We start from the raw sequence: 20,625 nt of genomic DNA on the forward strand, positions 1-20,625 counted from the left end.
CGGCCGCTGATCGCTGGGGGGTGCGCGATGCGCAGGAGGGAATCCGTCGTGACCGGGTACGGCAGGGCGCTGCTGCGTCTCCTCGCCTATCCCGTGCTGCTCGTCGTCACCGTGCTGGTCGCGGGATTCGCGCTCGCGCGGGACTGGGACCCGGAGCGGGTCAGCCCGTTCTTCCTCATGGGCGTCGTGCTCTACCTGGCCGTCCTGGAACGGCTCGTCCCGTACGAGCGCGACTGGCAGCCCACCGCCGCCGAGTGGCGCTGGTACGGCATCTGGTTCGTGCTCACGATGCTCGCGAGCGCCTTCGCGCAGTTCCTCGTCACGGGCCTCATGACGCTCGTGGCCACGGGCCACCCCGCATTGCCGCTCTGGGCCGAACTGCCCCTCACCCTGCTCGCCGGCTCCCTCGTCGGCTACGTCACCCACCGGCTCGGCCACACCAACCGGCACCTGTGGAAGCTCCACGGCGTGCACCACGTCCCGGCGAAGGTCAACGTGGCGAACAACGGCGTCAACCACGTGCTCGACATCGTCTTCTCCCAGGGCTGCGTGCAACTCCTGCTCGCCGCCGTCGGGTTCTCCGCCCACTCCGTCCTCGCCTCCGGGCTCTTCGTCGCGGCCCAGGGCTACTTCATCCACGCCAACATCGACGTCCGCATCGGCCCGTTCAACCACGTCCTGGCCAGCCCCGAGCAGCACCGCCTGCACCACAGCACGCAGCTCGCCGAGGCCGGGCACTACGGCTCCGACCTCTCCGTGTGGGACCACCTCTTCGGCAGCTTCACCTGGCGCCCGGGCCGAACGCCCGCCGCCGTAGGGCTCCACGACCCCACGTCCTTCCCGCGGACCGGCGACGTCCTCGGCAGCCTCCTGCACCCCGTACGGCGCTCCCCACGCCCACGGGAGGCGGAGGCCGCCGGCGAGGCCCCCGTGGCCCCCACGGACGGCCGGCAGGGCGCCTGAGCGAGACCGCGCCCCGCCCCGGCCTCGTACCGACGTCCCGACTCCGCACCGCCCCTTCTCCCGTACCACCACAGACTTTGCCGCGCCCCGGACCGCTCCCGGAGGACGCGCGAACCCGAGGAGTGTGCCCACATGGCCGCCGCCCGCAGCGAGTCCCCGGCCCCGGGAGCCCCGCGCGCTGACACCCCGCAGCCCGCGCAGCACCCCCGCCACGCCACCGCCCAGGACCCGCCCCCGTCCCCCCGCGCACCGGTCGCGGACGGCGAGAAGGTAGCGATCATCGGGATCGGCTGCCGGCTCCCCGGCGGCGCGGGCGACCACCGCGCCTACTGGCGGAACCTGATCACCGGCAAGGACTGCGTGACGCCCACGCCCCCCGACCGCTACGACACGACGACGCTCGGCAGCCGCCACCGCGACAAGCCCGGCAGGCTCACCGGCGGGCGCGGCGGCTACATCGACGGCTTCGACCGCTTCGAGCCCGCCTTCTTCGGGATCAGCGGGCGCGAGGCCGACCACATGGACCCCCAGCAGCGCAAGCTCCTGGAGGTCGCCTGGGAGGCCCTGGAGGACGGCGGGCAGCGCCCGCAGACCCTCGTCGGCTCCAACACGGCCGTGTACGTGGGCGCGTTCACGCTCGACTACAAGATCCTCCAGTTCGCCGACCTCGGCTTCGAGACGCTCGCCGCGCACACCGCGACGGGCACGATGATGACGATGGTCTCGAACCGCATCTCGCACGTCTTCGACTTCCGCGGCCCGAGCCTCACCGTCGACACGGCGTGCAGCTCCTCGCTCGTCACCGTGCACCTCGCCCGCCAGGCGCTCCTGCGCGGCGAGACCGATCTCGCCCTCGCGGGCGGCGTGCTGCTGCACATGACACCGCAGTACACGATCGCCGAGACGAAGGGCGGCTTCCTTTCGCGCAGCGGGAGTTCGCGCGCCTTCGACGCGAGCGCCGAGGGGTACGTACGGGCCGAGGGCGTCGGGCTCGTCGCCCTCAAGCGGCTCTCGGACGCGCTGCGCGACGGCGACCCGATCCACGCCGTGCTCACGGGCAGCGGCGTCAACCAGGACGGCCGCACGCCCGGCATCACCGTGCCGAGCGGCGAGGCGCAGACCCGTCTCGTACGGGAGGTGTGCGCGGACGCCGGGATCACGCCCGGACAGCTCCAGTACGTCGAGGCGCACGGCACCTCGACCCCGGTCGGCGACCCGATCGAGGCGAACGCGCTCGCGCGGGTGCTCGCCGAGGGCCGCGAGCCCGGCGCCGCCTGCTACGTCGGCTCCGTCAAGACCAACATCGGGCACACCGAGTCGGCCGCCGGGATCGCCGGGCTCATCAAGACCGCGCTCGCCGTCGAGCACAGGGTCATCCCGCCGCACCTGCACCTCGACACGCTCAACCCCGCGATCGACGCCGACAGCCTCCCGTACGAGATCCCCGCCGTCCCCACCCCGTGGCCCGCGCACGAGGGACCGGCGCGGGCAGGGGTGAACTCCTTCGGCTTCGGCGGGACGAACGCGCACCTGGTCATCGAGGAGGCCCCGGCGCGCCCCGCCGCCGGACCCGCCCCCGTCGCGCGCCCGTGGACCGTGCTGCCGCTCAGCACCCGCCACCCCGAGGCGCTCGCGCGCAGGGCGGCGCAGGTGCGGGCCGAGCTGGACGAGGACGTGGCGCTCGCCGACCTCGGGCACACCCTCGCCCACCGCAGGCAGCACCTGGAGTCGCGGCTCGCCGTCGTCCACTCCTCCCGCGACTCGCTGCGCGAGGCCCTCGACGCGTACGCCGCCGGGAACCCGCACCCGCGCGTCGTCGAGAACCGGCGCCTGGAGCCCGAGGACCGGCGGCTCGTGTGGGTCTACACCGGGATGGGCCCGCAGTGGTGGGGCATGGGGCAGGGGCTCCTCGCGAGCGAACCCGTCTTCCGGGCCGCCGTCGAGGAGTGCGACCGGGAGATCCGCGAGATCGCGGGCTGGTCGCTCCTGGAGGAGATGGGCAGGGACGCCGAGTCCTCGCGGATGGCGGAGACCTGGCTCGCGCAGCCCGCCAACTTCGCCGTCCAGTACGGTCTTTCGCGGCTCTGGCACTCGTACGGGGTGAAGCCCGAGGCCATCGTCGGGCACAGCACGGGCGAGATCGCCGCCTTCCACGAGGCCGGGGTCTACACGCTGCGCGAGGCGTGCGCGATCGCCGTGCACCGCAGCCGCCTCCAGCACAAGCTGGCCGGGACCGGCGGGATGCTCGCCGTGGGGCTCCCCGAGGAGGAGGCGGAGCGCGGACTGCGCGCGTACCGGGGGCGCGTGGCCGTCGCGGCCGTGAACAGCCCCGGCGCGGTGACCCTCGCGGGCGACACGGACGCGCTGGAGGAACTGGCCGCGCGGCTCACCGAGGAGCAGGTCTTCGCCAAGGCGCTGACCGTCGAAGTCCCCTACCACTCGCACAAGATGGACGCGATCAAGGATGAACTCCTCGACTCGCTCGCCTTCCTGGACCCGCAGGCGCCCCACACCCCCCTGGAACTCACCGGGATGGAGTCGAGCGCCGACGGAATCCGACTCGACGCTGCCTACTGGTGGCGCAATGTGCGCGAGCGCGTCCACTTCCGCTCCGCCGTCGACCGCCTCGCCCGCGACGGCCACCGGCTCTTCCTGGAGATCGGCCCCCACCCCGCGCTCGCCCACTCGCTGCGCGAGTGCGCCGAGGCCACCGGGCACGAAGCCGTCACCGTGCCCTCGATCCGCCGGGCCGAGGACGAGCCCGAGCGCTTCGCCGTCTCGCTCGCGACCCTGCACACCCTCGGCCGCCCGATCGACTGGGACGCGCTCCAGCCCGCCGGGACGACGGTGCCGCTGCCCGCCTACCCGTGGCGCGAGGAGCGGCACTGGGTCGAGCCCGCCAAGGTCGCCCGGGTGCGCCTCGGGCAGCTCGACCACCCGCTCCTCGGCCGCCGCGGCACGCACGCCGCGCCCACGTGGGAGTCCGCGCTCGACACCGAGCGGCTCCCGTACCTCGCCGATCACCAGATCCAGGGCACCGCGGTCTTCCCGGCCGCCGGGTACGTGGAGATGGCCACGCAGGCCGTACGGGCCCTGACCGGCGCCCCGCGCGTGCGCCTCGCCGGGATCGACCTGCGCAAGGCGCTCTTCCTCGCCGAGGACGCCACGAGCACAGTGCAGCTCAGCGTCGACCCCGAGACGGCCGCGTTCACGATCGCGACCCCCGGGGACGCCGACACCGAGCCCGTCGTGCACGCGGCCGGGGTGCTGCGCTCCGGACAGCCCGCCTCGCTGGGACCGGTGCTGGACGTGGCCCGGGTCCGGGCGCGCGCGGAGCGCCGTCTCGACGCGCGGACCTGCTACGCGGGACTCGCGGCGCTCGGCTACCACTACGGGCCCGCCTTCCAGGCCATCGAGGAGGTGTGGACGGGCGAGGGCGAAGTGCTCGCGAAGGTACGCCCGCCCGCCGGCCTCCTCGGCCCGGACGCCGGGAACCACCACCTGCACCCCGTACTGCTCGACGCCTGCTTCCAGGCGCTGCTCACCCGGCAGATCCCGGACGGCGCGGAGGAGACCGCCCCCGCCTCCGGGGTGCGGCTCCCGCTCTCGCTCGGCGACGTCGACCTCGCCGCGAGCGGCGACCGGGCGCTGTGGGTGCACGGCACGGTCACCCGGGACGACGGGCGGGAACTCCTCGCCGACCTCGCGCTGTACGACGCCGAGGACGGCACCCCGCTCGGGCGCGTGACCGGCTTCCGCGCCGCCGACATCGACCAGGTGTCCACGACGGTGTCCCGGGCGACCGTGGACTCCTGGCTCGCGGTGCCGGAGTGGGTGCCGCTGCCGGGCCTCGACGAGACGCCGGAGGCCGTCGCGCGGGGCCCGCGCGACTGGCTCGTGCTCGCCGACGCCACCGGCCTCGCCGACGCCTTCGCCGCGCTCGTCCGCGAACGGGGCGACCGCTGCCGACTCGTACGACCCGGGACGGAGTACGCGCGGGACGAGACGGGGGACGTGACACTCGCCCCCGAGGACCCCGTCCACCTGGACCGGCTCTTCGCCGAACTCGACGGCGAAGGCGCCCCCTTCCGGGGCGAGGTCGTGCACCTGTGGAACCTCGGGCACCCGGAGTTCGCCGGCGCCTCGGGCACGGACGTCGGGACGGCCACCGCGCGCGGCGCCTGGACGCTCGTCGCCCTCGCCCGCCTCCTGCGCGCCCGCCGCGACACCTGCCGCCTGCACGTCGTGACACGCGGCGCGCAGCCCGTCGCCGCCGGGGACACGGTCGAACCGCTCGGGGCACCCGCCTGGGGCGTCACCCGCGTCCTGCGCCACCAGGAACTCGCCGGACACCGGGGGAAGCTGGTCGACCTCGACCCCGTGCGCACCACCGCGTCCGACGAGGCGGCGACGCTGCTCGCCGAGTTCCTCGCCGACGACGAGGAGGAGATCGGCCTGCGCGGGGACACGCGCGCCACGCTGCGGCTCAAGCCCGCCGAGGAGCGACTCACCGGACCGCTCCCGCCCCGCCTGCGCCCGGACGGCACCTACCTCGTGACCGGGGCCTTCGGCGCGCTCGGCCGGCTCCTGTGCCGCACCCTCGTACGGCGCGGCGCGCGGCGCCTCGTCCTGCTGGGCCGTACACCCCTGCCGCCGCGCGCCGAGTGGCGCCTGCCCGACCCGGACAGCCGGGCCGGGCAGGCGATCGCCCTGGTCAGGGAGATCGAGGCGCTCGGCGCGAGCGTCGTGCTCGCGCCCGTCGACCTCACCGACGAGGCCGCCTTCACCGGCTGGCTCGCCACGTACCGCGCGGGTGACCCGCCCCCGCTGCGCGGCGTCTTCCACCTCGCCGGGCAGGTCCGCGACACCCTCCTCGCCGACATCGACCGCGAGGCCTTCGACACCGTCCACGCCCCGAAGACCGCCGGGGCGACCCTGCTCGACAAGCACCTGCGCGACGAACCCCTGGAGCACTTCGTGCTCTTCGCGTCCGTCGCCTCACTCCTCACCACCGCCGGACAGACCAACTACGCGGCGGGCAACGCCTTCCTCGACGCGCTCGCGCACCGCCGCCGCGCCGCCGGGCTGCCCGCGCTCGCGCTCGACTGGGGCCCCTGGGCGACCGGCATGATCGAGGAACTCGGCCTCGAAGCGCACTACCTGCACAGCCGCGGCATGAGCTCGCTCAGCCCCGACGCGGGCATGAGCGTCCTCGAACGCGTCCTCGGCCAGGACCTCGCCCAACTCGTCGTCGCGACCGTCGTCGACTGGCGCACCTTCCTCGCCTGGTACGACACCCCGCCCGCCCTCGTCCAGGACCTCGCCGCCTTTGCCGGTGACCAGGCCACCGACGACGAGGGCGACCTCCTCGCCGCCTTCCGCGCCGCCGGACCCGAGGAGCGGCGCGCGCTCGTCACGGAGCGGTTCACGCGCCTGGTCGCCGCCGTGCTCCGGGCCGCGCCCGAGGAGATCGACCCGGCGGGCGGCCTCGGCGCCCTCGGCCTCGACTCGCTCCTCGCGATGGAGCTGCGGGCCCGCTCGCAGGCCGAACTGGGCGTCGCGCCGCCCGTCGTCGCGCTCCTCAGCAACACCCCGCTGACCGAACTGGCCACCCGCCTGCACGAGGAGCTGACCGAACGCCTCGCGCACGACGAGGCCGCGGGAGGCGCCGCGACGACCGTCGAACTCTGGGACGACGACGGGGACTTCCCGCTCACGCAGAACCAGAAGGCCCTCTGGTTCCTCAAGCAGCTCAACCCCGACGGGCACGCCTACAACATCGGCGGCGCCGTCGAGGTGCGCGCCGAGCTCGACCCCGAGCTGATGTTCGCGGCCGTACGCAGGCTCGTCGCCCGCCACCCCGCGCTGCGCACCGGCTTCCACCTGCGCGAGGGCCGCCCCGTGCAGCGCATCGGCGACGGCCGCGAGCCCGACCTCGGCTGGTTCGACGTCGAGGGCCAGGAGTGGGAGGAGATCAAGGAGCGGATCATCCACGAGTACCGCGCGCGGTACGACCTGGAGCACGACGCGCTCTTCCGCTTCCGGCTCTTCCGGCGCGGCCCCGACCGCTGGGTCATCATGAAGGCCGTCCACCACATCGTCTCGGACGCGGTCTCGACGTTCACGTTCATCGAGGAACTCCTGGAGGTCTACGAGGCCCTGAAGGAGGGCCGCGAACCGGCGCTCGCGCCCGTGCCCGCGCGCTACGTCGACTTCCTCAACCAGCAGAACAGGTTCCTCGCCTCGCCCGAGGCCGCGCGGATGCGCGACTACTGGCGCGCGCACCTGCCCGCCGAGGTCCCGCTCCTCGACCTGCCCACCGACCGCCCCCGCCCGGCCGTGCAGACGCACAACGGCGCCTCGGAGTTCTTCGTGCTCGACGAAGCGCTCAGCGCCCGCGTGCACACGCTCGCGCAGCGCCACGGCGTCACCCCGTTCATGGTGCTCCTCGCCACGTACTACGTGTTGCTGCACCGCTGGTCCGGGCAGGACGACCTCGTCGTGGGCAGCCCGGTGACGGGCCGCACGCGGCAGGAGTTCTCCTCCGTGTACGGGTACTTCGTCAACCCGCTCCCGCTGCACGCGGACCTCTCCGGGGACCCGGGCGTCGGGGCGCTGCTCACGCAGGTGCGCGACACGGTGCTCGGCGGGCTCGACCACCAGGAGTACCCCTTCGTGCTCCTCGTCGACGAACTCGGCCTCCAGCACGACTCCAGCCGCTCCGCCGTCTTCCAGGCGATGTTCATCCTGCTCACGCACAAGGTCGCCACGGAGCAGTACGGCTACCGCCTGGAGTACATCGAACTGCCCGAGGAAGAAGGCCAGTTCGACCTGACGCTGAGCGTGTACGAGGAGGAGTCCGAGGGCCGCTTCCACTGCGTCCTGAAGTACAACACCGACCTCTTCGACCCCGCGACCGTGCGCCGCATGTCCGCGCACTACACCCGACTGCTCGACAGCCTCACGCACGCGGCCCCCGAGGAGCCCGTCTCGGCACTCGACATGCTCGCCGCGCACGAACGCGAGGAGCTGGTACGGGAGACGAGCGGGGCCGGGCGCGCCGCCCTGGAGCCCGGCGCGGTCCCCGTCCACCGCCTCTTCGAGCGGGCCGCCCGCGCGCACGCCTCAGTGGACGCGGTACGGGTACCGGGGGGCGAGTCGCTCACCTATGGGGAACTCGACCGCGCTTCGGCGGACTTGGCCTCGCGGCTCAGCGGTCTCGGCGTCGGCGCCGGTTCCGTGGTCGGGGTCGCGCTGCCCAAGTCGCCCGAACTGGTCGCGCACTTGCTCGCGGTCCTGCGCTCCGGAGCCGCGTACCTGCCGCTCGACCCCGCCCTTCCCGCGGAGCGCCTGACGCAGGTGCTCGCCGGAGCCGGGGCCGCGCTGGTGATCACGGCGGACGGGGTGGACGCACCGGACGAGCTGCCCTGCCCGCAACTCTCGGCCGCCGAACTCGCGGTGTCCGAGGCCTCCTCCGCTCCGGAGGCCGCCGACGATCTCGACGCGCCCGCCTACGTCATCCACACCTCCGGCTCCACCGGCGAACCGAAGGCCGTCCGGGTCGCCCACCGCAACCTCGCCGCCGCCTACGCCTCCTGGCACAGCGAGTACCGCCTCGGCGACGAGACCCGCGTCCATCTCCAGAGCGCGCAGCCCTCGTTCGACGTCTTCACGGGCGACCTCGTGCGCGCCCTGTGCTCGGGCGGCACGCTCGTCCTCGCCGGGCGCGACCTGCTCCTGGACACCGCGCGCCTGTACGAGGTGCTGCGCGAGGAGCGCGTGGACTGCGCCGAGTTCGTCCCGGCGCTCGTGCGCGGGCTCATGGACCACTGCGCCCGCGAGGGCGTCGGGCTCGGCTTCCTGCGGCTCCTCGTCGTCGGCTCCGACACGTGGAAGGTCGCGGAGTACGAGCGGCTCAGGGAGCTGGCGGGACCCGGCACGCGCGTCCTGAACTCCTACGGGGTCACCGAGGCCACGATCGACAGCGCCTTCTTCGAGGGCCCCGCCGAGGGGCTCGATCCCGGGCTCGCCGTCCCCATCGGCCGCCCGCTCCCGCACGCCACCCTCCACGTCCTGGACCCGCACGGCAACCCGCTGCCCGCCGGGATCACGGGCGAGCTGTGGATCGGCGGCGAGGGCGTCGCGCTCGGGTACGCGGGCCGGCCCGAGCTGACCGCCGAAAGGTTCACGGACCGCGAACTGCTGCCGGGGGCCGGGGCCGAACGGCTCTACCGCACGGGCGACCTGGCGCGCTGGGACACCGCCGGGCGCCTCCACCTCCTCGGCCGCGCCGACAGCCAGGTCAAGCTGCGCGGGCACCGCATCGAGACGGGCGAGATCGAGGCACACCTCGCCGCACGGCACGGCGTCGCGCGCGCCGTCGTCGCGGTCCGCCCCGGCACGGGCGGCGAGGACGCGCTGTGCGCCTGGTACGTGCCCGAGCCGGGCGCCGAGGTGAGCCGCCCCGCGCTGCGCCGCGCGCTCGCCGACGCGCTGCCCTCGTACCTCGTACCGGCGCACCTCACCGAGGTCGGCGCGCTGCCGCTCACCGCGCACGGCAAGGTCGACGTCCGCGCGCTGCCCGCGCCGCGAGCGGAGGACGCCCAGGCCGCGTACGAGGCACCCGTGACCCTCTACGAGGTGAGCATGGCGAAGCACTGGGAGACGCTGCTCGGGCTGGAACGGGCCGGGCTCGCGGACGACTTCTTCGCCTCGGGCGGCAGCTCCATCAAGCTCATCGAGCTGCTGCACCACCTGCGCACCGAGTTCGGCGTGGGCGTCCCCGTCAGCCGCCTCTACCAGGTCACGACGCTGCACGGGATGGCCGCCGCCGTCGAGGAACGCGTCACGGGGACGACGGCCGACGAGGTCCCGCACCTCACCTTCAACCCCGAGGCGCAGCGCCCGCTGTTCTGCTTCCCGCCCGCCGGGGGGCACGGGCTCGTGTACCGGGGCCTCGCGGCCTCGCTGCCCGCCCACCGGCTCATCGCCTTCAACTACCTGCCGGGCGACGACAAGGTGAGCAGGTACGCGGACCTCGTCGAGGCGACCGCGCCCGAGGGACCCGTACCGCTGCTCGGGTACTCGCTCGGCGGCAACCTCGCCTTCGAGGTCGCCCGCGAACTGGAGGCGCGCGGACGGGAGATCGCGCACGTCGTCGTGCTCGACTCGCGGCGCACGCTGGAGGCGTACGAACCGGGCCCCGAGGTCCTCAAGGCCTTCGAGACGGAACTGGGGCACCACCTCCACCAGCACACCGGCTCGGAGATCGTCACGGCGGCGGTCATGGAACACGCCGCCGAGTACCTGCGGTTCTGCGGGCGCACCCCGAACACGGGGACCCTCGCGGCGCCCGTGAGCGTGCTCACGGACGAGGACAAGGCGGACCTGTACGAGGAAGGGGTGCCGGGTTCCTGGCACGGGTCCTCGGCGGCGGGTCACCGGGTCCTGTGCGGCTTCGGGACGCACGCCGAGATGCTCGACGCGGAGCACCTGCCACGCAATGCGGAGCTGGTGCGGCGGCTGCTCGACGGGGAGGCGGCGGCGTGAGCGCGGCCGAGACGGCGGCGGGGGCGGCGGCTGTGGACGCGGGTACGGGGGCGGCCGGGGTTCCGGCCGCCCGGCCCGGCGGCGCCGGGGCGGTGCCCCTCGCCGACGCGGCGTCCCTCGCTGACGCGGCGTCCCTCGCTGACGCGGCGCCCGGGAGCGACGCGGCGCCAGGGACCGACGCGGCGCCTGTCACCGACTGGGAGTCCCGGGAGCGCACCCCCGGGACCCCGCCCCGCGTCCTCGTGATCGGCGCCGGGCTCGCGGGGCTCGCGGCGGGCTCGTACGGGCGGATGAGCGGGCTGCGGACGCTCGTCCTGGAGAAGCACGTCCTGCCCGGCGGCTGCTGCACCGCGTGGTCGCGCGAGGGGTACGTCTTCGACTACTGCATCGAGTGGCTCATCGGCACCGCCGAGGGCAACGAGGCGCACCAGGTCTGGCGCGAACTCGGCGCGCTCGACGGCAAGTCGGTGACGAACTTCGAGCTGTTCAACAAGGTCGTCGGCAGCGACGGCCGCGAGGTCGTCTTCTGGAACGACCCGGACCGGCTCGAAGCGCACCTCCTGGAACTGTCCCCGGCCGACGCCCCGCACATCCGGGCGTACTGCCGTGACCTGCGGCGATTCCTCAGGATCGAGCTGTACCCCTTCCTCACCGCGCCCGCGCTGAAGAGCTGGGGCGAACGGCTGCGCACCCTGCGTACCGTCCTGCCCGTCTTCCGGCTCTTCTGGCGCAACGCGGCGACGCCGATGCACGCCTTCGCGGACAAGTTCCAGGACCCCCTGTTGCGTACCGCGTTCCGCAACATCTTCTTCCAGGACCCCGAGGGCTTCCCCGTCCTGCCGTACCTCTTCAACATGGCGAGCGCCTACCACGGCAACGCGGGTTTCCCGCAAGGCGGTTCGCTCGGCCTCGCGCGCTCGGTCGAGGAGCGGTACACAGGGCTCGGCGGAGAGATCCGCTACCGCGCCCGCGTCGCACGCGTCCTCGTCGAGGACGACCGCGCGATCGGCGTCGAACTGCGCGGCGGGAAGAAGCTCTACGCCGAGCACGTCATCTCCGCCGCCGACGGGGACACCACGATCAAGGGCCTGCTCGGCGGCCGGTACACGGGCCCGCGGATCGACAAGCTCTACGAGGAACTGCTCGACCAGGAAGGGACGTTGTTCCCCGCCGTCGTCTCGGCCTTCGTCGGCGTCGAGGGCGGCCTCCCCGAGGGCGAGGCGCACAGCACGACGTACCTCCTCGACGAGGAGGACGCGGCGCGCCTGCCGGGCGGTCTCCAGTCCAGCATCGTCGTGCAGATCCGCTCCCGCTACGCGGACGGCTTCGCCCCCGAGGGCAAGTCCGTCGTGCACTGCACGTACTTCAGCGACTACGGATACTGGGCGGACCTCCGCGCGGCCGACCGCCGCGCCTACCGCGCCCGCAAGAGCGAAGTCGCCTCCTTCGTACGGGAGTTCCTGGAACGGAAGTGGCCCGAGGTGGCCGGGCGCATCGAGCTGGTCGATATCGCCTCGCCCGCGACGACGCGCCGCTACACCGGCAACCACAAGGGCTCGATCCTCGCCTGGAAGGCGTTCTCGGAGGCCGACGACATCTCCGCGAAGCTCGTCGGCAAGGACCGGATGCGCCTGCCCGGGCTCGCCGGCTTCTCCATGGCGGGCCAGTGGGTCGGCATGGGCGGCCTCATCCGCGCCGCGTCGACCGGACGCTTCGCCATCCAGTACCTGTGCGACGAACTCGGACTCCCCTTCCGGGCGTTCGAGAGCGAGAACGCCGAGCCCTGGCACCCGGGAAAGCTCGGCAGCCTTCCCCAACTGGACCGCTGGAACGAACGCGAGGAACGGGCCCGATGACGAGCGTCTACGAGGAAGGGCAGGCCCCATGACGAGCCGCCCCACCGCCCACCTGGCCCAGCTCGCCGAGGAGGAGCACCAACGCGCGCGGGCCAGGAGGCGCCGCGAGACCATGCTGATCATCGGGGCGGGGCTCGGCGGCCTCTCCACCGGCGTCTACGCGCAGCTCAACGGCTACCGCTCCCGCGTCCTGGAGATGCACGAGATCCCCGGCGGCTGCTGCACCGCCTGGGAGCGCGGCGACTACACGCTCGACGCCTGCGTCAGCTGGCTGCTCGGCAGCGGCCCCGGCAACGAGATGCACCAGATCTGGCTCGAACTCGGTGCCCTCCAGGGCAAGGAGGTCCGCCACTTCGACGTGTTCAACGTCGTCCGCGACACGGACGGGCGCGCGGTCTACTTCTACTCCGACCCCGACCGCCTCCAGGCCCACCTCACGGAGATCTCACCCGCCGACGCCCGCCACATCAAGGGCTTCTGCGACAACCTCCGCTCCTTCCGCAAGGCCCTCGCCGTCTACCCCTTCCTCAAGCCGGTCGGGCTCATGGGCCGGGTCGAGCGGATGCGGATGCTCGCCGGGTTCCTGCCGTACTTCAACGCGGTCCGCAAGACGATCTCGGTCCTCATGCGGGACTACTCGGAGAAGTTCCAGAGCCCGCTGCTGCGCAGGGCGTTCAACTACGTGCTGTACGAACGCCACCCCAACTTCCCCGTCCTGCCCACCCACTTCCAGATGGCCTCGCACGCCAACCTCTCCGCGGGCGTCCCCGAGGGCGGCTCGCTCGGCCTCGCGCGCTCCATCGAGCAGCGCTACCTGCGGCTCGGCGGGGAGGTCTCGTACAACACGAAGGTCGAAGAGGTCCTGGTCGAGGGGGACTCGGCGGTCGGGGTGCGGCTGAGTGACGGCAGCGAACTGCGCGCGGACATCGTCGTCGCCGCGTGCGACGGGCCCACGACGATGCGCTCGCTGCTCAAGGGCCGCGATCTCGGCAAGGAGTACGAGCGCCTGTACACCGACACGATCGAGAAACCCGGCATGGTCTTCCCCGGGTACGTGACGCTCTTCCTCGGCCTGAAGCGCGAGTTCCCCGAGGCCGACCCCTGCACGACGTACCTGCTCGACGACGAGATGGCGGCGAAGCTCACCGGCATCCGCCACTCCAGCATCAATGTCCAGTTCCGCAACCGGCATTACCCCGAACTGTCGCCGCCCGGCACGAGCGTCGTCTACGCCACGTACTTCTGCGACATCGCGCCGTGGCGCGCGCTCGACGAGGGACCCGAACAGCGCACGCGCCGCAAGGCCGGCGAGGAACTGCACACGCTGCCCGTCAAGCACGGGCGCGGCTACTACGCCGCGAAGCACCAAGTGCGCGACACCCTCGTGGAGTTCCTGGAGGAGCGCTTCCCCGGGCTGAGCGACGCCATCGCGGTGCGGGACGTGTCGACGCCGCTCACGCAGGTCCGCTACACGGGCAACTTCGACGGGACCGTGCTCGGCTGGCAGCCCTTCGTGGAGAGCGGCGAGACGCTGGAGGAGCTGATCAAGAAGTACGGGCCCGGGGTCCCCGGGCTCGGGAACTTCTACCAGTCGGGGGTCTGGGCCACGACCGGCGGCCTCATCCGCGCGGCGGCGGCCGGGCGGCACGTCATGCAGTTCGTGTGCCGAGACGACCACAAGGAATTCACGGCGTCCGTGGACACGCACGGACCGCTGCCGACCCACCGGGTCATCCCGGTGGGGCCGAGGGTGCCCGGTCCGGCGACGGGGCCCGGGGACGACGAAACCGCATCCGTACGCGTACCGCAGAAGCTCGTCCCGCTAAAGGAGCAGTCCCGGTGAAGACCAGCAAGTGGATCGTCCGTGAGCACGTCAAGGGCACCCCGGACGTCTCGCGCGTCTACGAGCGCGTGGAGGAGGACCTGGACACCGACCTCGCCCCGCACCAGATGCTCCTGCGCACGCGGTACGTCTCCGTGGACCCCTACCTCCAGGGCATCACGCTCGACACCCCGATCGGCGCGCACATGGGCGCCGACACCATCATGGAGGTACTCGACGCCGGACCCGAAGCTCCCTTTCGCGAAGGGGAGTTGCTCCAGGGGTACGGGGGCTGGCGCACGCATCTGGTGAGCGACGGGAAGCCCGAGCTGTGGGCCACGGGGACCTTCCCGATGGTCTTCCCCGCGTACCGGCGGCTGCGGCCCGAGTGGTACGACGAGGGGCTGCCGCTCTCGACGGCGCTCGGCGCGATGGGCGGGCCCGGGATGACCGCGTGGGGCACGCTGAGCAAGTTCCTGGAGGTGCGGCCGGGCCAGACACTCGTCATCAGCGGTGCCTCCGGCGCGGTCGGCGCCCTCGCCGGGCAGCTCGCGCGGCGCGCGGGCGCCCGTGTCGTCGGCACGACGTCGAGCCCCGCGAAACGCGACTACCTGCGCGGACTCGGCTTCGACGAGGTCATCCTCTACCGACACGGCGACAGCCCCGAGTCCATCCGCACGGCCCTGAAGACCGCCGCGCCCGACGGCGTCGACCGCTACTTCGACAACCTCGGCGGGGCCGTCACGGACGCCGTCTTCTCGATGCTCAACGTCGACAGCCGCGTCGCGGTGTGCTGGCAGTGGGCGACGCAGGTGGGCGGTGAGGCGATCGGCCCCCGCCTCTTCCCGTACATCATGTTCCCCCGCACCACGATCCGCGGGATCTTCTCCATCGAGTGGTTCACCGACGCCAACTGGCAGGCGCTGCACGAGGAGTTGGGCGGGAGCATTCGCCGCGCCGAGGTCGTGAGCGACCAGACGGTCTACGAGGGCTTCGACGCGATCCCCGAGGCGTACGGGAGTCTCTACGGGGCGCGCGAGGGGAACCGGGGGAAGGTGCTGGTGAAGGTGTGAGCGGCGGCCCCGGCGGGGAGCGGGGGCCACCCCGGGGGCCCGCCCGCTCCCGTACCCCTCCAGCTCCCCTCCCGGAAGGTCCGTCGTGACCAGTACCCTCCCTGCGCCCCTGCCCCCGATGCACCGCATCCCCAGCGCGCCCTGCGCGGCCCCGCACCCCTTCGTCCTGCCCGACGGCACGGCCGCCTGGCGCGTGAGCAGATACGAGGACGTGCGCGAAGTCCTCGGCGGCGGGAACTTCACGCGGGCCGCGCTCTACGCCGACGAGCACGAGGACCGGCCGAGCGGCGGCGGCATCGTCGACGACCCCGAACTCCTCTTCAACCAGGACGGCCCCGAGCACCTGCGGCTGCGCCGCACGGTGGGACGGGCCTTCACGCCGCGCGCGGTGACCCGCTGGGAGCCGTGGATCACCGCGACGGTCGAGGAACTGCTCGACGGGCTCGTACGGCGCGAGGGCCCCTTCGACCTCGTCTCCGGGCTCGCCCGGCCGCTCCCCGTCACGGTCATCACCCGGCTGCTCGGCCTCAACGGGGACGCGTGGGAGAAGATCGGGTACTGGAGCGACCTCGCCTTCACGGACGGCTCGCACTCGGCGGCCGAAGTCGAGTCGGGACTCGCCGACTTCACGAGCTTCGGCGGTGAACTCCTCGCGCTGCGACGCAAGGAACCCGGGGACGACCTGGTGAGCGGCATCGTGAGCGCCGCCGACGCGGAGGGCGGCATCCCGGAGCCCCAACTCGTGCGTCTCGTCTGTGGGATGGTGGTGGGCGGGCACGACAGCACCATGACGATGCTCGGCAATGTGCTCCTCTACCTCCTCGGCGAACGGCGAGACGCCTGGCCGCGCCTCACCGATGTCGACGCGGCGGGGCTCGCCGCCGACCGCCTGCTCCACCTCGTCCCCCTCGGCGAGGACCCCGGCAGCCTGCGCCGCTGTGTCGCCGACACCGACCTCGGCGGCGTCCGCATCCCGACGGGGGCGATCGTCGTGGCCGACACCGTCGCCGCGAACCGCGACCCCGAGGTCTTCCCGCCCGCCGAGAGGGACGACCTCTTCCGCGAACTCCCCGCCCCCACCCTGGCCTTCGGCGGCGGCCCGCACTACTGCATGGGCGCCTGGCTCGCCCGCCTCGAACTCCGCACCGCCCTGAACCGCCTCGCGACCCGCCTCCCCGAGCTGAGGCTCGTGCAGGGCGATGGGGGAGTGGAGTGGCGGCTGGGGACGACGTCCAGGGGGCCGAAGAGGCTGATGGCGGTGGGGTGAGGGGGGGTGGGGTGGGGTGAGGGGGGTGCGGGCGAGGGGGTGTGCGGGCGAGGGGGTGCTTCCAGGGGCGAGGGCAGCCCCCTCCCGCCCTGGGGGGCGACCCCGATTACCATCCTTCCGCAAGTTCCCCCCGACCCCGGCCATTCCGCGCAATCTGTGGATAACTTCGGCGAACCCGAAAAACGTCTCACTCCTTCGAGTGAGGGGTGCAAACGGGCATTTCGGGCGGTTCTCCCGTGAATGCCCAGGTGGGTGAGTGCTCACTCACCTCGCGGAGGAGTACCCCGGAGCTCTCCGGCCGCTTCGGCCCCGTCGTCGCGGTCGGGCGCTGCGCCGGGGTTGCGGAGGAGAGGGGCACCGCGGTGGTCTCGCGCCCGGTCGGCTCCGGAGGCGGCGGGGTCTCCCGTCCGCGTGCCCCGGCCCGTATCGCTGCCCACGCCCCAGCCGCCGCCACCGGCGGGAGTGTGTAGCCCAGCCATGGGTGGGTGCCGTCCGCGAGGTGCCCCGCCGCCGTCGCGCCCGCCGACGAGCCCGCGAGGATCGCGGTCACCGCCCAGCTCATCGCCTCCGTGAGGCGGCTCGCCGGGACGCGGGCGTGGAGGGTGTTCATCGCGGTGATCATCACGGGGGCCGTCGCCGTGCCGACGAGGAGGAGCGCGGGGGCCAGGGGCCAGGCGGCGTCCGTCGCCACCGCGCACAGCGGCGGGAGCAGGAGCAGCACCGTCAGGAGGGCGAGGCAGCGACCGAGGCGCGGGCCCTTCCCGTACGCGCCGAGTGCGAGCCCCGCCAGACCCGAGCCCGCCGCCTGGACGCCGAGCAGCACCCCTGCCGCGCCGCCCGTGCCGCTCACCGTCGTCACCTCCAGCGACCCGAAGACCACGCCCGTGCCCGCGAAGCAGCACAGCAGCGGCGTGAGTCCCCGCCACGGCAGCCGCCCCGTCCCGCGTCCCGCGCCGGGCGCCGGTCGCGCGTCCCCGGACGCCACGAAGGCGAGCGTCCCGCCGAGGAGCAGCGCCGCCGCCGTGAGCAGCCCCGCCGCCGGGGCGAACGACGTCGCGAGCAGCACGGCGAGCACCGGGCCGAGGGTGAAGCAGAGTTCGTCGATGACCTGCTCCAGCGCGTTCGCCGCGCCTTGAAGCCGGGAGCCGTCCGAGGCCGGCCAGGAGCCGTCCGAGGCCGGCCGGGAGTCGTCCGAGGCCGACCGGGAGCCTTCTGGCGTCGGCGGGGAGCCCTGTGACGTCGGCCGCTCGCCCCCGCGCGACCGCAGCAGCCGCGCCCACCGCGCCCGCGCCATCGCGCCCGTGTTCGGCGCGCAGCCGAGGAACGCGTACGTCGCGAAGTACGTCCACACCGGCGCCCCGTACCGCACGCACAGCACGAGCCCGAGCAGCCCGAGCGCCGCGAGCGCCGCCGCCCACGGTGCGACGTGCCGCTGTCCGTGCCGGTCGGTGAGCCGCGCCGTCCACGGCCCGGCGAGCGCCGTCGCGAGCAGTCCCGCCGCCGACACGGCGCCCGCGAGCCCGTACGAGCCGTGCGCCCGCGCCACGAGGAGCACGGTGCTCACGCCACACATCGCGGCGGGGAGCCGCGCCACGGCGCCCGCGGCGGTGAAGAGGCGCGCGGAGGGCAGGGCGAGCAGGGCGCGGTAGGGGGCCCACGGCGGGGCGCCCCGGAAGAGGATCGGCATGCGCCAAGCCTCGGTGTGCGCCCTTCGTCCGGTCCAACACCTGTCCGGGGCCGATTCACCGCTCCCCGTTGTCAATGGCACCGTGCCACCGGCTAGGTTCACGCCGTGGCCGCCCAAGATGACATCCCTCCGCGCCTCTTGCGCGCCTTCCTCGCCGTCGCCGACGAGCTGCACTTCACCCGCGCCGCCGCCCGCCTCTACCTCGCCCAACAGGCGCTGAGCCGTGATGTGCGGCGTTTGGAGCGGGAGTTGGGCGCGCAGCTGTTCGTGCGCTCGACGCGCAGCGTCTCCCTCACGCCCGAGGGTGAACTCCTCATCCCGCTCGCCCGCCGTCTCCTCGACGCGCAGGACGCGCTCCGCGCCGCCTTCGCCACGCCGGGTCCGCTCCTGGTCGACGTCAACAGCCCGGGCCTGCTGGGCGAACGCGTCGTCGCGCACGCGCGCACCCTCGCGGTTCCCGGCTGTGAACTCGTCGTCCGGTACGAGAGCGGGCTCACGCACGCCGCGGCCGAGATCCACGCCGGGCGCGTCGACGCCTCCTTCGGCCGCTTCGCCGGGCTGCCGCCCGCGCTCGCCGCGGGGCTCGACCACCAGCCCGTCGCCTACGAGCGCATGGGCATCGTCCTGCCCGCGGGCCACCCCCTCGCCGCACTGCCTCAAGTCCCCTTGGCCGCCCTCGCGGGCGAGGAGGTGTACGCGGGCGCGGGGAACGCCCGCACGGCCGAATGGACCGCGCTCGCCGAGGAGTTGTTCGCCCCGTACGGTGTCGCGCTCGCCCCGCCCGCGCCGCTCGTCGTCGGTGAAGCGGAGTTCGCGCGTGTCATGGCCGAGAAGGGGCGGCCGGTGCTCTCGGTGACGGGGCTGCCCGCGCTCGCGGGGAGTGTGCTGAGGCCGCTCGTCGAGCCCGTACCGCTCTCGCCCGTGTCCCTCGTGTGGCGCACGGGGCGGCGCCATCCCGGGCTCGACGCGCTGCGCGAGGCCGCGCACGCACTCGCGGGCGCCGAATCATGGCTTATTCGGCCACCTTTCGCATGGCTTCCGACCAAAGATGCACTCATCATGATGAGTCCCGCACAAGAGGCACTTTGACCATGAGTCAACGCGTTACCTTGCTCTTCCGGGCGCGGTGGGACAAATGGGGGGCGCTCGGGCCGGGTGGGGGCCCGGCCCGGTGAGGGGCGGCACCCGGGCCGCCCGCGCACCCGTACCAGCTCGATGGGGGAAGTGCGCACATCGTGGAAACTTGGCGAGAAGACGTCACCACGGGACGTAGTCACGAGCCGCAGGGCGTGACCGTCGATCTCGACAGCCTCGGCCGCCGCTCGGCCGACCTTCCGGCGCAGGACGGCGCCGGTACCGGAGCAGCCGACGACGGCGCCGAAGGGCCCGTCTTCGTGGACGCGTCCGGGCGACGCAGCCGCCGCTACCGCAGGCTCGGCCTCGGTCTCGGCCTCGCCTGCGGGGCCTACGCGGCCGTCATCGGCGCCACGCTCCTCTCGGGCAACTCGGACGCGCCCTGGCTGCCGCTGCCGCAACCGGCGGCGAAGGCACACGCGGACAAGGTCAAGCCCTCGCCGGCGCCGAGCACGGACGTCGAGGGCGGCACGGGTTCGGGGGCGGGCGCCGACGCCGCCCCGTCCGTGCTCCCCGCCGCCCTCGTCCCCGGCCTCCCGGGGCGCACAGGGCTGCCGGGGCTGCCGGGGACCCCCGGCATTCCCGACATCCCGAAGCTGCCCGGCGCGGGCACGGCCCCGGGCACCGGCGCGGTGCCGGGCAAGGGCGGCACGCCGGGCGGGGCCAAGCCGTCGCCGGGCGAAGGCGATGGGGCGCCGGGCACGAAGCCGGGCGGCGGTACGGGCACGAAGCCCGGCACCGGCTCGGGTACGGGGACCGGCCCCGGTTCCGGCGGTACGAAGCCGGGCTCGGGCGCGGGCAGCGGGGAGCCCGGTACGGGCCCGGGCGGCGCGGACCCGAGCCCCGGCACCGGTACGGGCAACGAGCCCGGCGGCGGCACGGGGAGCACCGATCCCGGTACGGGGTCGGGGAGCACGGACCCCGGCCCCGGCACGGGCACCGGTGGCGCGGACCCCGGTACGGGTACGGGTGGCGGCGCGAGCCCCGGCGCGGGGGAAAGCGGCGGCACCTCGCCCCAGACCGGCGGCGAGACCCCGCTCCCCGACCCGCCCGCCCCGGGCGAGGGCCACGGCACGCCCCGCGAGGGCACCCCTGACCCCGCCGACGCGGGGACGCCGGGAGGCGGAACGGGCGGAACGAGCGGAACGGGCGGTACCGGAGGTACGGAAGGCACCGGGAGTACCGGCGCGCCCGGACCGACGACGGCGCCGACGCTCGTGCCCACCGCGGCGGTCTAAGAGCGGAAGCAGGGGGCGGGGCGGGCCCGTGGGCCG

At 73.8% G+C, this 20,625-nt stretch carries 9 protein-coding genes; 8 read left to right on the plus strand and 1 reads right to left on the minus strand.

Features of this window, described 5'->3' with window-relative positions:
- Nucleotides 1-27 precede the first annotated feature (27 nt).
- The 6 genes from ACIP4O_RS11490 to ACIP4O_RS11515 all read left to right on the plus strand — a co-directional run bounded on the left by ACIP4O_RS11490 (nucleotide 28) and on the right by ACIP4O_RS11515 (nucleotide 16,530).
- Entirely contained in the window at nucleotides 28-963 is a 936-nt protein-coding gene (locus ACIP4O_RS11490) for a sterol desaturase family protein (RefSeq protein WP_401574059.1), read from the plus strand.
- Nucleotides 964-1,095: 132 nt separating this feature from the next.
- Nucleotides 1,096-10,512, plus strand: a complete 9,417-nt coding sequence (locus ACIP4O_RS11495; RefSeq protein WP_401574061.1) for an amino acid adenylation domain-containing protein — start codon at nucleotides 1,096-1,098, stop codon at nucleotides 10,510-10,512.
- The gene (locus tag ACIP4O_RS11500; RefSeq protein ID WP_401574063.1) at nucleotides 10,509-12,368 is read left to right on the plus strand and encodes a phytoene desaturase family protein; all 1,860 of its coding nucleotides are present in this window, start codon (nucleotides 10,509-10,511) and stop codon (nucleotides 12,366-12,368) included. The genes ACIP4O_RS11495 and ACIP4O_RS11500 overlap by 4 nt, the downstream gene beginning before the upstream one ends.
- 112 nt (nucleotides 12,369-12,480) lie before the next feature.
- Entirely contained in the window at nucleotides 12,481-14,211 is a 1,731-nt protein-coding gene (locus ACIP4O_RS11505) for a phytoene desaturase family protein (protein WP_401574925.1), read from the plus strand.
- Nucleotides 14,208-15,263 (plus strand): zinc-binding dehydrogenase, encoded by a 1,056-nt coding sequence (locus ACIP4O_RS11510; RefSeq protein WP_401574065.1) that lies wholly within the window; start codon nucleotides 14,208-14,210, stop codon nucleotides 15,261-15,263. The genes ACIP4O_RS11505 and ACIP4O_RS11510 overlap by 4 nt, the downstream gene beginning before the upstream one ends.
- A gap of 85 nt (nucleotides 15,264-15,348) precedes the next feature.
- Nucleotides 15,349-16,530, plus strand: coding sequence for a cytochrome P450 (locus ACIP4O_RS11515; protein ID WP_401574067.1), 1,182 nt, complete (start codon nucleotides 15,349-15,351; stop codon nucleotides 16,528-16,530).
- A gap of 187 nt (nucleotides 16,531-16,717) precedes the next feature.
- On the opposite strand, the gene ACIP4O_RS11520 is transcribed toward ACIP4O_RS11515, so the two are convergent.
- The gene (locus ACIP4O_RS11520; RefSeq protein ID WP_401574069.1) at nucleotides 16,718-18,217 is read right to left on the minus strand and encodes an MFS transporter permease; all 1,500 of its coding nucleotides are present in this window, start codon (nucleotides 18,215-18,217) and stop codon (nucleotides 16,718-16,720) included.
- 138 nt (nucleotides 18,218-18,355) lie between these two features.
- Here ACIP4O_RS11520 and ACIP4O_RS11525 point away from each other — a divergent pair, with 138 nt between their 5' ends.
- On the plus strand, nucleotides 18,356-19,306 hold the full coding sequence (locus ACIP4O_RS11525) for a LysR family transcriptional regulator (protein WP_401574926.1): 951 nt from the start codon (nucleotides 18,356-18,358) through the stop codon (nucleotides 19,304-19,306).
- 200 nt (nucleotides 19,307-19,506) lie between these two features.
- Nucleotides 19,507-20,589 carry a translation initiation factor IF-2 gene (locus tag ACIP4O_RS11530; RefSeq protein WP_401574071.1) on the plus strand — a complete coding sequence of 361 codons (1,083 nt, stop codon included), beginning with the start codon at nucleotides 19,507-19,509 and terminating at the stop codon, nucleotides 20,587-20,589.
- Nucleotides 20,590-20,625: the final 36 nt, after the last annotated feature.

It is taken from the genome of Streptomyces sp. NPDC088923 (assembly GCF_044749745.1).
In the GTDB taxonomy this organism is placed as follows: Bacteria; Actinomycetota; Actinomycetes; order Streptomycetales; family Streptomycetaceae; genus Streptomyces.